General features: G+C 70.2%; 12 protein-coding genes. 5 read left to right on the top strand and 7 right to left on the bottom strand.

The window, feature by feature from the left end; genetic code table 11:
* The first annotated feature begins 10 nt into the window (after positions 1-10).
* Positions 11-1,000, top strand: coding sequence for a YeiH family protein (locus AMK34_RS26145; protein ID WP_073847086.1), 990 nt, complete (start codon positions 11-13; stop codon positions 998-1,000).
* Here AMK34_RS26145 and AMK34_RS26140 read toward each other — a convergent pair.
* Both AMK34_RS26140 and AMK34_RS26135 read right to left on the bottom strand, forming a co-directional pair.
* The gene (locus AMK34_RS26140) at positions 978-2,153 is read right to left on the bottom strand and encodes an MFS transporter (protein WP_083649986.1); all 1,176 of its coding nucleotides are present in this window, start codon (positions 2,151-2,153) and stop codon (positions 978-980) included. The genes AMK34_RS26145 and AMK34_RS26140 overlap by 23 nt on opposite strands.
* Positions 2,154-2,209: 56 nt before the next feature.
* Positions 2,210-3,106, bottom strand: a complete 897-nt coding sequence (locus tag AMK34_RS26135) for a DMT family transporter (protein WP_073847085.1) — start codon at positions 3,104-3,106, stop codon at positions 2,210-2,212.
* Here AMK34_RS26135 and AMK34_RS26130 point away from each other — a divergent pair.
* From AMK34_RS26130 to AMK34_RS26120, 3 genes are all read left to right on the top strand, one after another.
* Positions 3,105-4,529, top strand: a complete 1,425-nt coding sequence (locus tag AMK34_RS26130; RefSeq protein ID WP_038515312.1) for an aminotransferase-like domain-containing protein — start codon at positions 3,105-3,107, stop codon at positions 4,527-4,529. The genes AMK34_RS26135 and AMK34_RS26130 overlap by 2 nt on opposite strands.
* 37 nt (positions 4,530-4,566) lie before the next feature.
* Positions 4,567-5,265: a Crp/Fnr family transcriptional regulator gene (locus AMK34_RS26125; RefSeq protein WP_051972572.1), complete on the top strand. Its 699-nt coding sequence runs from the start codon at positions 4,567-4,569 to the stop codon at positions 5,263-5,265.
* Positions 5,266-5,552: 287 nt separating this feature from the next.
* Complete coding sequence (locus AMK34_RS26120) at positions 5,553-7,073, top strand: sialidase family protein (RefSeq protein ID WP_073847084.1); 1,521 nt, start codon at positions 5,553-5,555, stop codon at positions 7,071-7,073.
* A 67-nt stretch (positions 7,074-7,140) separates the two neighbouring features.
* Here the strand turns inward: AMK34_RS26120 and AMK34_RS26115 are convergent, their stop codons facing one another.
* From AMK34_RS26115 to AMK34_RS26095, 5 genes are all read right to left on the bottom strand, one after another.
* Complete coding sequence (locus tag AMK34_RS26115) at positions 7,141-8,550, bottom strand: DHA2 family efflux MFS transporter permease subunit (protein ID WP_073847083.1); 1,410 nt, start codon at positions 8,548-8,550, stop codon at positions 7,141-7,143.
* Positions 8,551-8,639: 89 nt separating this feature from the next.
* Positions 8,640-9,107 carry a hypothetical protein gene (locus AMK34_RS26110; RefSeq protein WP_038515314.1) on the bottom strand — a complete coding sequence of 156 codons (468 nt, stop codon included), beginning with the start codon at positions 9,105-9,107 and terminating at the stop codon, positions 8,640-8,642.
* A gap of 1 nt (position 9,108) precedes the next feature.
* Complete coding sequence (locus AMK34_RS26105; RefSeq protein ID WP_038515315.1) at positions 9,109-9,381, bottom strand: DUF1905 domain-containing protein; 273 nt, start codon at positions 9,379-9,381, stop codon at positions 9,109-9,111.
* A gap of 214 nt (positions 9,382-9,595) precedes the next feature.
* Entirely contained in the window at positions 9,596-10,102 is a 507-nt protein-coding gene (locus AMK34_RS26100) for a flavodoxin domain-containing protein (protein WP_073847082.1), read from the bottom strand.
* 88 nt (positions 10,103-10,190) lie between these two features.
* Positions 10,191-11,399 (bottom strand): nitric oxide synthase oxygenase, encoded by a 1,209-nt coding sequence (locus tag AMK34_RS26095; protein ID WP_073847081.1) that lies wholly within the window; start codon positions 11,397-11,399, stop codon positions 10,191-10,193.
* 376 nt (positions 11,400-11,775) lie between these two features.
* Between AMK34_RS26095 and AMK34_RS26090 the strand changes: the two genes are divergently transcribed.
* A complete protein-coding gene (locus tag AMK34_RS26090) occupies positions 11,776-12,792 on the top strand; it encodes a CobW family GTP-binding protein (RefSeq protein ID WP_038515318.1) in 1,017 nt (338 codons plus the stop codon).
* The last annotated feature ends 58 nt before the right edge of the window (positions 12,793-12,850 follow it).

The following is a 12,850-nucleotide window of genomic DNA, read 5'->3' as shown; positions in this document are numbered from 1 at the left end:
AGCTCGAACCATGAGCACCACGCACGCGAGACCGACGAAGCCCTACCTCACGGCCTTGGCCGTCACCGGCGCCGGAGTGGGCGCCGCGTACCTGGTCGGCACCGCTTTCCCGGTCGTCAGCGCGCTCACCATCGCCGTCGTGCTCGGCATCCTCACCGGTTCGCTGTCGTCGGTGTCGGAGGAGACCCGGAAGGCCATCGCCGGGATCACCAAGAAGCTGCTTCGCGCCGGCGTCGTACTGCTCGGTCTCCAGCTCTCGCTCCCGGCCGTCCTCGCGCTCGGCCCCGGCACCCTGCTCGCCGTCGTGCTCACGGTCGGCATCACGTTCCTCGGCACCATCGGCCTCGGCAGGCTCCTCGGCGTGCCACGCGGCCTGGCGATGCTGGTCGCGACCGGATTCTCGATCTGCGGCGCGTCCGCCATCGCCGCCATGGAAGGCGTGGTGAAACGCGAGGACTCGGACGTCGCGACCGCGGTCGCGCTGGTCACCTTCTACGGCGGGCTCGCCATCGCCGCGGTCCCGTTGATCGGCGGCTGGCTGCGGCTCGACGCGGCCCGCATCGGTGAATGGGCCGGGCTCAGCGTGCACGAGGTCGCGCAGGTCGTCGCCGCGGCCACCCCCGCGGGCAGTGCCGCCATCGCGGTCGCCATCGTGATCAAGCTCAGCCGGGTGGTCCTGCTCGCCCCCATGGTCGCCGCGGTCGGCGTGCACGAACGGAATCGTCCCGTCGACGGCAAGCGGCCGCCGCTCGTCCCTCTGTTCGTTATCGGCTTCCTGGCGATGGCCGCGCTGCGCAGCACCGGGATCGTGCCGGGTCTCGCGCTCGACGTCGCCAAGATCGCCTGCACGCTGCTGCTGGCCGGAGCGCTGTTCGGGCTGGGCTGCGCGGTCCGGATCGGCACGCTCGTCCGCACCGGCGGCCGTGCCCTGGTGCTCGGGCTGCTCTCCACCCTGCTGGTCGGGACCACCGCGCTGGTCACGCTGACCGTGCTCGGCTGAGGACCGCCACCGCGAGCAGCGCGACCACGCCGCCGGTGACCATCACGGCCGGGACGGACACCGCGTCGACGACCAGTCCGCCGAGCAACGCGCCCGCCGAGAGGGTCGCCTGGAACGACGAGGTGAACAGGACCGACGCCGCCTCGGGCGCCTGCGGAGCCGCCCTCGCGAACCACGTTCCCGAACAGACCGGGACGGCACCGTAGGCGAAACCCCAGACCACCAGCAGCGCGAGCGCGCCAGGTTCCGTGTCGCCGAGGAACGGCAACGCGCACGTCACCACGCCGATCAGGCCCGCCGCGGTGAGGAAGGTCAGCCGGAGGTCGCGCGCGATCGCCGCCCCGGCGGCGAAGTTGCCGACGATCCCGGCGGTGCCGTAGACGAACAGGAAGACGGTGATCAGCTCCGGGCTCACCTGCGTCACCTGGCGCAGGAGCGGCGTGACGTAGGTGTAGGTCCCGAAATGGGCGAGCACGACCAGCACCGTGACGAGCAGCCCGAGCCGGGTCGCCCGCTGACGGGTCATCTCGCGCAGGACGCCGAGCCGGGTCGCGCCCGCCGATGGCAAGGGCGGCAAGGCCAACGCCAGCGCCGCGAGGACACCGGCCGTGAACACCGCCATCACGGCGAAAGCCGCCCGCCAGCCGAAAAGTTCGCCGAGGAAGGTGCCCGCGGGCACGCCCAGCACGGAGCCGAGCGGGACGGCGGAGAAGATCACCGCGGTCGCCGTGCCCGCGCGTTCCGGGCCGACGAGCCGGGCGGCGAGCCCGGACCCGATCGCCCAGAAGGCGCCGATCACCAGCCCGACGAGAACTCGCGAGACCAGCACGGCCCAGTACGCGTGCGCCGTCGCCGCGAGGACGTCGGACAGCGCCAGCACCACCATCAGCGCGCACAGCAGGATCCGGCGGTCGAGCCGTCCGGCGGCGACGGTGACGGCCGGGGCCGCGAGCGCGGCGAGGAACCCCGGCAGGGTCATGGTCAGGCCCGCCGTCCCCGGCGTGATCCGGAAGTCCTCGCCGATCGGGGTCAGGAGGCCGATCGGCAGGATCTCCGTGGTGACGAGGGAGAAGATCCCGAGTGTCACCGCGAGGACGGCGAGCCATCCCTTCAGCGGGGTCCGCGCGGAGGTGTCGAGGGTCGAAGCGGTCATGTGCTCCAGCCCATCACCGCGCGGGCACCGCGGTCTGGCGGATTCGCGACGTTGATCTAGGTGCGGGACCGCTGGGTCACGACGATGCAGGCGACGACGATCAGCGCGGTGACCGGAGCGGCGGCCGGGAGATGCTCACCGAGCAGCAGGACCGCCCAGACCAGTGTCAGCAGCGGCTGCGCGAGCTGCAACTGGCTCGCCCGCGCGACGCCGATCTCGGCCATTCCCCGGTACCAGGCCAGGAATCCGCCGAACTGCGAGACGAGCGCGATGTAGAGCAGACCGGCGATCCCCTCGCCGGTGACGTGCAACGGCTCGGTCGCGAGCCCGAAGACGGCGAACGAAGCGGTGACCGGGAGCGCGAGGACCAGCCCCCACGCGATCACCTGCCAGCCGGGCATTTCCCTGGCCAGCCTGCCGCCCTCGGCGTACCCGAACGCGCACAGCACGAGCGCGCCGAACAGGAACAGGTCCGCTGTGGACAGTCCGCCGCCGCTCTGCGCGACGGTGAACACCACGACCGCGCTCGCGCCGACGGCGGCGGCGAGCCAGAACCGGCGGGACGGCCGGTTCCCGGTCAGCTTCGAGGAGATGACGGCGGTGGCCAGCGGCAGCAGGCCGATCACCACCGCGGAATGCGCCGTCGACGACGTCTTGAGCGCGAGCGTGGTCAGGATCGGGAAGGCGAGGACACAGCCGAGGGAGACCACGGCCAGGCCCCGCCACTGGTCGCGCCTCGGCAGCGGCACCCGGAAGACCCGGAGACAGGTACCGGCGACCAGCGCGGCCAGGACACTGCGTAGCCCGGTGGCGGTCCACGGGTCGAAGCCCTTGAGCGCCCACACGGTGGCGGGGAACGTGAACGAGAAGGCGAGGACACCCAGCGCCGCCAGCGCGGTCCCGGAGCGGACCGCTACTGCCCGGTCCGCGATAGCGCTATCATCCAGTCTCATGTCCGATGGTAGCAGCGTCACCAGCCTGGTCATACAGCTGCGGTCCACTTTGGATCGCTATCCGATCGATGGAAAGCTGCCGTCCAGCCGGGAGCTGGTCCGGGAGCTGAAGGTGAGCCCGGTGACGGTGTCGCGCGCCATCGCCGCGCTGGCCGCCGAAGGACTGGTGATCACCCGCCCCGGCGCCGGCGTGTTCCGCGCGCCGCCGCCTCGTGAAGCGGCGGTGTCCGGCGACGTGTCGTGGCAGGAGGTGGCGCTGAGCTCGCAGTCCGGCACCCGCGCGATCGACGCGAGCGGCGTGCTCACCGCGCTGAGCGACCCGCCTTCGGGCGTCATCGACCTCAACGGCGGGTACACGCATCCGAGTCTCCAGCCGGAACGCGAACTCGCGGCGGCGTCGGCCCGCGCCGGCCGCCGTCCCGGCGCGTGGACGCGGCCGCCGATCTGCGGCCTGCCCGAACTGCGGGCCTGGTTCGCCCGCGACATCGGCAGCCCGGTGAACGTCGAGAACGTGCTGGTCACCTCGGGCGGGCAGAGCGCGCTGACCACGGCGTTGCGCGCGCTCGGCGCTCCCGGCGCGCCGGTGCTGGTGGAATCCCCGACGTACCCGGGGATGCTGGCGATCGCGCGGGCGTCCGGGCTGCGGCCGGTCCCGGTGCCGATCGACCGCGACGGCGTCCGGCCCGGACTGCTCGCGGACGCCTTCCGCGAGACCGGCGCCCGGTTGTTCGTCTGCCAGCCCGCGTTCCAGAACCCGACCGGCGCGGTGCTGTGCGCCGAACGCCGCGCCGAGGTGCTGCGGATCGCCCGTGCCGCGGGTGCTTTCGTGATCGAGGACGATTTCGCCCGGCTGATGGCGCATCCCGGCAGCCCGGCTCCCCCGCCGCCGCTGGTGGCCGACGATCCCGACGGGGTCGTGGTGCACATCCGCTCGCTCACGAAACCTGCGTCGCCGAGCCTGCGGATCAGCGCGCTCGCCGCCCGCGGCCCCGCATTGGAACGGCTGCGCGGGCTCCACGCCGTCGAGAGCTTCTTCGTGCCGCGGCCGCTGCAGGAAACCGCGCTCGAACTGGTGAGCTCCCCGGCTTGGTCCCGGCACCTGCGGACTCTCGCGGCGTCGTTGCGGGAACGCCGCGACGTGGCCGTCTCGGCGTTGCGGGAGTTCCTGCCGTCCTGGCAGGCCGTCCCGGTCCCGACCGGGGGCTACCACCTGTGGCAGCCGCTCCCCGGCTTCGTCGACGAAGTAGCGCTGACGAGTGCCGCTTTCCGCGCGGGAGTAGCGGTCACCCCGGGCAGGATGTACTTCGCGGCCGAGGCGCCGGGGCCCTATCTGCGCCTGAGCTACGTCAGCGCCGCGACGGGCGCGCAGCTGCGCGACGGGATCCAACGCCTTTCCCAGGCGTACCAGGAGCTCCCCGGTTGACGTCTCGTACGATCGCCCACGGAGGCGACGAGAAGGCATGACTCAGCCGGCGGCGGAGCCGCACGATGCACCCGGCAGGCTCTGGGAGCTGCTCGACGACGGCCAGCGCAAGGCGCTGCGGGCCGAGGCCGAACTGCGCCGGTACCCGGCGGGAACGGTGATCATCCGCGAGGGCGACCGCTCGGACTGGGTGCTGATCCTGATGACCGGACGGGTCAAGATCACGTCGGTGTCCACCGGCGGTTACGACGCCGTGCTCGCCGTGCGGGATCCGGGCGACATCATCGGCGAGATGGCGTCGATGGACGGCAGCCTGCGCTCGGCCACGGCGATCGCCGTCGAGCCGGTCACCGGACTGTGGCTGTCCGCGCGGGCGTTCAACTCCGTGCTCCGCGAACATCCCGGCATCTCCGTGGTCCTGCTCCGGATCATCACCTCACGTCTGCGCTACGCCAACTCGCGCCGTACCGAATTCGGGGACAGCACCGCCGCCGAGCGCATCGCCGCCATCCTCGTCGACCTCGCCGAGCGCTACGGCGTGCCCGTCGCCGAAGGCACCCTGATCGCGCTGAAGATCAACCAACGCGACCTGGCGGGACTCGCGTCCGCGTCACGGGAAGCCGTCGCGCGGACCCTGCGGACCTTGCGCACCGACGGCCTGCTCAGCACCGGCCGCCAGCGGCTGGTCGTCCGGAGCCTGAACGACCTCAGGCAACTGGCCCCCGACGACCACTGAGCCGGGGACCGCCGGCGGGTCCCGAACACCGGACCCACCGGCGCCACGACGCGAACCGGCGATCGACCGTCCCTCACCCTCTCCGGATCGATCACCTTCATCGGCCTCCCCCGCCGATCTCGCGCCGTGTCCGACGAGAACGAGTTTGGCAGGAACGATGCCGCCGTTCTGCGTCACCTGACACAAACGGCGAAACCGGTTGTACGTCTCTTGTACGACGGCTGTACGAGCCGGAAGGACTCTGACGACCCGTCACCCGGAACCGAACCCAGGACGGAGTCACTCCCGTGAAGATCTCCCGCGTCGCACAGGGTCTGTTCGCGGCCCTCGTCGCCACCGCGGCGGTCGGCGCAACCCCGGCCACCTCCCTCGCCACACCGGCCACCGGCGACCGGATTTCGGCCGCCGCCGTCGGGAACACGTTGGTGTACAAACAGAAAACAGAAGGTTACGACTGCTTCAGAATCCCCGCGATCGTCAAGGCGAACAACGGCGAGCTGCTCGCGTTCGCCGAAGGACGCAACGGCGGCGCCAGCTTCTGCAACGACCGCGGCGACATCGATCTCGTCGTGAAACGCTCCGCCGACAACGGCAAGACCTGGAGCGCCCCGAAGATCGTCATCGAAGGTTTCGGTGACACCAAAGGAAACCCGACCCCGATCGTGATCCCGTCCACCGGGCGGATCGTGCTGCTGTCGGTGATGGAATGCGTCAAGAACCCGGACTGCAACCGGATTCCGCGCGTCTCGATCAGCGACGACCACGGCAAGACGTGGACCGCGCCGAAGGTGCTCACCACGCAACTCGGGTTCGACACCGCGCCGGGCTGGCTCGCGACCGGCCCGTCGCACGGCATCGTGCTGACGCGCGGCGCGCACGCCGGCCGGATCGTCGCCGGGATGAGTTACACCATCGACGGCAAGAACAGCGGCGCGCTCGTCTACAGCGACGACCAGGGTGTCACGTGGAAGCGCGGCGCCACGGACACCCCGGCGACGACGGCCGGGCTCAACCCGCAGGAGATCAGCGTCACCGAACTGCTCGACGGGCGCGTATACGCCGCGGCGCGCAACCAGGCCAACAACGACAACAAATGCCTGAGTGGCGGCGCGAAGAACCGTGCCTACGCCATCAGTTCCGACGGCGGGGCGAGCTTCTCCACCAAGTTCACCTTCGAGGAGGACTTGATCACGCCGGTCGTGCAGGCCTCGACCGCGCGGATGACCGCGACCGACAAGGCGGGCAAGTACAACCGGATCCTGTTCGCCGCGCCGTCGGTCTGCGACCGCCGCAAGGAACTCGTCGTGCGGTCGTCGTTCGACGAGGGCGCGAACTGGCAGGGCAACTCCGCCGGAACCCTGGTGTGGAGCGGTGACGCCGCGTACTCCGACATGGTCCAGCTTTCGTCGGGCTCGGTCGGCGTGCTGTACGAGGCGGGCCCGGCGGGCAACGCCAACGAGACCATCCGCTTCTCGACCGTCACCGAGACGACCCTCGGCGCCCCGGTCTGCGGCGGCGGATACGGCGTGATCGACTCGGCGCCACTCGGGACGGCCGGCACGGTTTACCTGTCCTACAACGCTTCCAACGGACAGAACTGCGTCAGCACGATGAAGGGCGAAGCGGCGGGCACCGCGACCGCGACGTCGGCCTACCTCGAGGTGTCGGGGTCGGCCCGGATCACCGACTCGGGCTCGTTCTCGTGGTTCGCCGGTCCGGTACGGGCGGCCGCGGCGGGCAAATGCGTGAAATGGGGCGGTTCCGCGGGCGGGAGCAAGTACGACAGCCCGTCCGAACACTGCGGCTGAGCAGGGCGTCCGTGAAGGCCTCCTTGAGGGACTCTGGGTCCCTCAAGGAGGCCTTCACGGACCGAGGTCACGCGCGGCGCGTCACCCACCAGAGCCTCGCGCCCAGCAACGCGGCGACCGCGGCCGCGGCGGTGAGCCACCAGAACGTCGCGCGGAAGGCCGCGTCCGCGCCCGCGGGCAACAGATTCGCCAGTACGACGGCGAACAAGGCCGTCCCGGCGGCACCGCCGACCCGGCTGACGATGTTGATCTGTGCGGCGGCGTCGGGCAGCTGGTCCTTGGTGACGGCCGCGTATCCGGCCGTCGTCGCGGGCATCAGCAGGAAGGCCACGGCGATTCCCCTGGCCAGCAACAGGATCTGCACGACGACACCGTCCGGCGGGAAACCGCCGATGGCGAAGGGGACGGTGGTGGCGAGCGTCGCGACACTCCCCCAGGCGGCGACCAGGCCCGCGCCGTAGCGGTCGGTGAGCTTGCCGGAGATCGGCAACGCGATCGCCGAACCGAGCCCGAGCCCCATCAGCAGCAGCCCCGTCTCGACGACCCCGTTCCCGCCCAGCACCTGGAAGTACAGCGGCAGCAGGAAAAGCGCGCCGAACAACGCGGGCGCGGCGAAGAAGGACAACGCGACCGCCGCGGTGTAGACGCGGCCCCGGAACAACGTCAGGTCCATCACCGGGTTCTCCCGGCCCCACGACCGCCGGACGAACAACGCCAGCAGCACGACCCCGGCGACGAGCGGCACCAGCACTCCCGCGCCGAACTCCTCACCACCTTCACCCCAGGTGGTGAGCCCGTACAGCAGCGCCGGGATTCCCGCGCTCACCAGGGAGAAGCCGAGCCAGTCGGGCCGGGTCGCCGCGCCCTTCGTACCGCGAGGCACCAAACGCAGCCCGAGTACCAGCGCGATCACGCCGACCGGGATGTTGATCAGGAACAGCCATTGCCAGGAGAGACCGCGCAGCAGGACCCCGCCGAGAACCGGGCCGAACGTCGGGCCGACGCTCATCACGATGCCCAGCGTCCCCATGACACGCCCGAGCCGGGCGGGACCGACCGCCTGGCCGAGCACCGTCTGCCCGGCGGGCAGGAGCAGACCGGCGGCGAGGCCCTGCAGGACCCGCAGCCCGATCAACCAGCCGACGTTCCCGGCGAGCGCGCACAGCACCGAAGCCACGGTGAACGCCGCCAGCGACACCAGCCAGACCCGGCCCGCGCCGAAGCGGCGGCTGAGCCAGCCGCACAACGGCAACGCGACCGCCAGCGCGACCAGGTACGCGGTGAAAACCCATTGCACGGAAGCGATTCCGGCGCCCAGCTCACGGGTGAGTGTCTCGGCCCCGACCGCGAGGACCGTGGTGTCCAGCATGGTCATGAACGCGCCGAGCACGATCACCCAGGCCATCCGCCAGGCCTCGGCCGGAACCTTGTCCGGCGGCGGGGCGGTGTCCGCCCGCCGTTCCAGCGAAACAGCCATCGGGATGTTCTCCTCACGTGCCCGGGGATCTTGACCCGGCTCACGCTAAGACCTCGACTTAAGTCAAGGTCAAGCGAAGAACGCCTCGATCACTTCGGCGGACGCAGCCGCGGGGAAAGCTTGGTGAGCGCCAATTCCTCCAGCCGGCTCGAGATCTCCGCGAGCCCGGCGTCGAACCGGTCCAGATCCACCCCCTTCTCGGACAGGTCTTCGCGAACGTGTTTCTCCACCTTCGCCCAGTCGTTGCGGTACCGGGTGGCGAGTTCCTTCCACGGCACACCGGCCAGCCCGGCGGTGAGGCCGCCGTCGTAGGCGAGCACGCCGCGCTCCATCAGGTACGCGATGCCCGGGTAGCCGAGATATCCCTGCCAGTAGGACCCGTTGTCGTTGGCCGTGATCGATCCCGCGGCCGGATCGTGGCGGACGTCGTATGTCTTGGCCTTGTCCGACGACGCGACGCGTGCCGTGTCACCGTCGATCTCGACCCGCCCGTCGGCCACCGCGCCGAGCGCCTCGTAGATCTTGATGACCGGGGACGGCTTCCATGCGGTGGCCAACTCAGTCCTCGAGCCTTTCGAGCAGGACGACGTCGACGGTGTCGCCCTCCTCCTTGCCGATCGCCTTGCGCAGGTCGGCCTTCACCGGCAGCTTGTGGGTGCCGTCCCCCAGCGCCATGAACGAACTCCGGAACGGATGCCCGTCGATCGTCCCGCGTACCTTGACCAGTCCCCTGGTGCCGAAGAACTCGGCGGAGCCGGGCATGGTCACGTACGTCCAGCCGCCCTTCTCCGGGCTCTTGAGCAGCTTCGCGGTGAACTGTGTTTCCTCCATGGATCAACCCTACGACAGGGCACCGACGAAAACAGACATTCAGAGGGTGACTGCGGAGCAGAGGTGTACTCGGGAAAGTGACATACGCGTGAACCCGCCCCGGCCGAAGGCCCCGCTATCGCGGTGGCAGGGCGCCCGATCCGCCGTCGTGACGTGCTTTCCCAGCGAGCGCCCTGCCGACGTCGATCGCGGTCGCGGGTTCACCTACAGACATTCAGAGGGCGACCCGGATGCGCACGCGGCGGCCGACGTCGCGGGCCCAGGCCCGGATCGACGGCCAGTCGCGGAAATCGCCCGCCCACGGGCCCGCCGCCATGATCTTCCAGAACAGCCCGCTCGCGGTGTCCGGGGTGAGCCTTCCGCCGAAGGTGGCCGTGCGTTCGGCGTCGATCCTCGCGGCCAGCAGGGCGACCCCGGCGGGCAGGCTCACCCGTTTGCCCGCGGCGAGCGGCCCGCACGGCCCGCTGTGGAACAACCAGACGGGGCGGTTCCGCAGCGCCTCCTCGTGCTCGGTGAGCAGACGGACCGCCTCCGGGCGCCAGCGCCGGTGATACAGCGCGCTTCCCACGATCACCGCGCCGTACGGCTCGACGTCCTCGACTTCGGCCGCGTCCAGCAGATCGGCCGTCAGCCCGCCTTCCCGCAGCTCGGCGGCGATCACCTCGGCGATCTCCCTGGTCCCGCCGGATCGGCCGGCGTGGACGACGAGCACTGCGGTCATGTCCCCATTGTCCGCGCGGCCGCAACCCGTGCCACCGTTCAGCCCATCGACACGCCGCATTCGGCTCACCTCTTCACCCGTCGGAGCCCTACCCGGGAGGCAGGAACGCCGGCCTCGCGGCCGGATCGGGTTCGTCGTAGTAGCGGTGGAACACGGCGGTCTGGCCGCCGGACAGCGGAGGGACGATCCAGCTCCACTCGGCCTGGCAACGGCGTCCCGCGCGTTCCTCCTTGGCGATATGCGTGAGGAACCGCCGCGATTCGGTGTGGTGGTCGGCGACGGTCACGCCCGCCGCGTCGAAGGAGTGCTGCACGGCCAGCGTCAGTTCCACCAGCGCGCGGTCGCGCCACAGGGTGCGTTCCGACTTCGTCGACAGGCCCATCAGATCGGCGATCACCGGCAGCAGGTCGTAGCGGTCGGCGTCGGCGAGGTTGCGCGCGCCGACCTCGGTGGCGAGGTACCAGCCGTTGAACGGCGCCGCGGGGTAGGTGAGCCCGCCGATGACCAGCCGCATGTTGCTGATCGCCGGTACCGCGTGCCAGCGCAGGCCGAGCCCGGCGAACCACCGGTGGTCGGGATGCGACAACGGGACCTCCAGTACCGCGTCCGGCGGCAGCCGGAACAGGCTCCGCTCCCCCTGCTCGGTCTCGATCAGGAGCGGGAGGACGTCGAAGGAACCCTTCCGTTCGGGCGGCCGCCAGCCGTGCTCCCGGACGGTCTCGGTGAAGTCGGCGTGGCGCGGGTCGCCCAGCACCGAGCCGTCGCCGAGGCGGTAGCCCGCGTACCGGACGAGCTGATCGTTGTGGATCTTCGGACCGGGCCCCGCCGGGCCGTCCGGCGCGAACACGGTGATGGTCGAGCGGATCCGGCCGCCCCGGGTCGCCTCTCGCAAATGGGTGACACACTCGTCGGCGATGGCGGCGGCGCCCTCGACGTCGCGGCGGTCTCGCACCTTCAGCCCCTGCCAGTACAGCCTGCCGATGCACCGGGCGGAGTTCCGCCAGGCCACCCGGGCGCCGAATTCGAGCTCGGCCGTCGTGTGCCGGTAGGTGCCGGTCGCGTCGATCTCGGCACGGACCCGGTCGAGCCGGGCGTGAAGCCGCGCCTGCCCGCCGTCCGTTTCGGCATGGAAGAGCCGGAGGAACTCTTCGGCCTCCGCCACGTCCACGCTCCGTTCCCGCGGCCGTACCTCCGGAGGCAAGCGAGGGATATCCGTCACCCGCATGGACGCCGTCGCCACCTCGGCCTCCCACTCTCCGAATTCGACGCCGGCACCGGCGGCGGGAACGATCACCATTCCTCCTGCACTCGGAAATGCCCGGAGGCTCATGCCTGATCGGCGAGCTGGCCGGGTCCGGACCAGACGAAAGACGATACCCCACAGAAAGACGGCCACGATCCACCAAATGGCAGAAGCTTCGACCACGATGACATTTCGGCAGGCAGAAAGCTTGCCGACGACAATATTTGGAATTGAGTAAGACTTCGCGGGATATTCACCGAATTTCCTCGAACAAAACGATCACATGCATCCAAGATCACTTTATGATCGTCATTTATCACTCTTTCGAGCGTATTCGCTCCCTGACTCTTCTACTCTTTCCCCCTGCCGGTGTATTGACCCGCCTCCACCGTCGCTAGAGTGCGGGGAGCTCCGAGGAGAAAGGAAAATCGTGGTCGACAGGCGGATTCCGGTCATCCTGGTCGCGGGCTTCCTCGGCTCCGGCAAGACCACCCTGCTCAACCACCTGCTGGCCAACCGGCAGGGTGCGCGGATCGGGGTCGTGGTCAACGACTTCGGCAGCATCGCGGTCGACGCGATGGCCGTCTCCGGCCAGGTCGACACCATGATGTCGTTCGGCAACGGCTGCCTGTGCTGCGCCGTCGACGCGAGCGGCCTCGACGCCATGCTCGCGAAGCTTTCCGAGGCCGAGGCGGGGATCGACGTCATCGTGATCGAGGCCAGCGGGCTCGCCGAACCGCGTGACCTCATCCGCCTGATGATCGCCAGCGAGAACCCCGTCATCGCCTACGGCGGACTGGTCGAGCTCGTCGACGCCGCCGAGTTCGAGTCGACCAGGAAGCGGCACCCGGAACTGGACGAGCACCTCGGGTTCGCCGACCTGGTCGTCCTCAACAAGACCGACCGGGCCGACGAGGAGACCCTGGCCAAACTGCGCGGCACGATCGACGAGATCGCGCCCGGCACGCCGGTGATCGCGACCTCCCACGGCCGGATCGACCCCACCCTGTTCTTCGACGCCCGGCCGCGCGAACGGGCGGGCCAGATGTCGTTCGACGACCTCCGCGAGGAGGAGCACGACCACGAGCACCACTTCCACACCGCGTACGACAGCGTCGCCTTCACCACCGAACGCCCGCTGGACCCGCGACGGCTGATGGATTTCCTCGAACAGCGCCCTGGCGGGCTCTACCGGATCAAGGGTTTCCTCGACTTCGGCCCGAACGGCGCGCGGTCCCGCTTCGGCCTGCACACGGTCGGCTCGTTCATCCAGCTGGACCGGTCGGCGTGGCCATCCGGCCTCCCGCGTCGGAGCGAACTGGTGCTGATCGGTTCGGGGATCGACACCGAGGCCGTCACCGCGCGCCTCGAAGCCTGTGTCGCGGACGATCCCGAGGTCGTCGACGAACGCGGCATGCTGCGCGTGCTGCGGTTCATTCAGGACTGAATCGGGTCGAGACACGCCGAAGGCCGAAATACCGGGAATCGCGGCGCGTCTCCTTGAC

Source organism: Amycolatopsis sp. CB00013 (genome assembly GCF_001905755.1).
GTDB classification, from domain to species: domain Bacteria; phylum Actinomycetota; class Actinomycetes; order Mycobacteriales; family Pseudonocardiaceae; genus Amycolatopsis; species Amycolatopsis japonica.
Note: the sequence above shows the minus strand (reverse complement) of the source record. Positions and strands in the feature narration are given on the sequence as shown.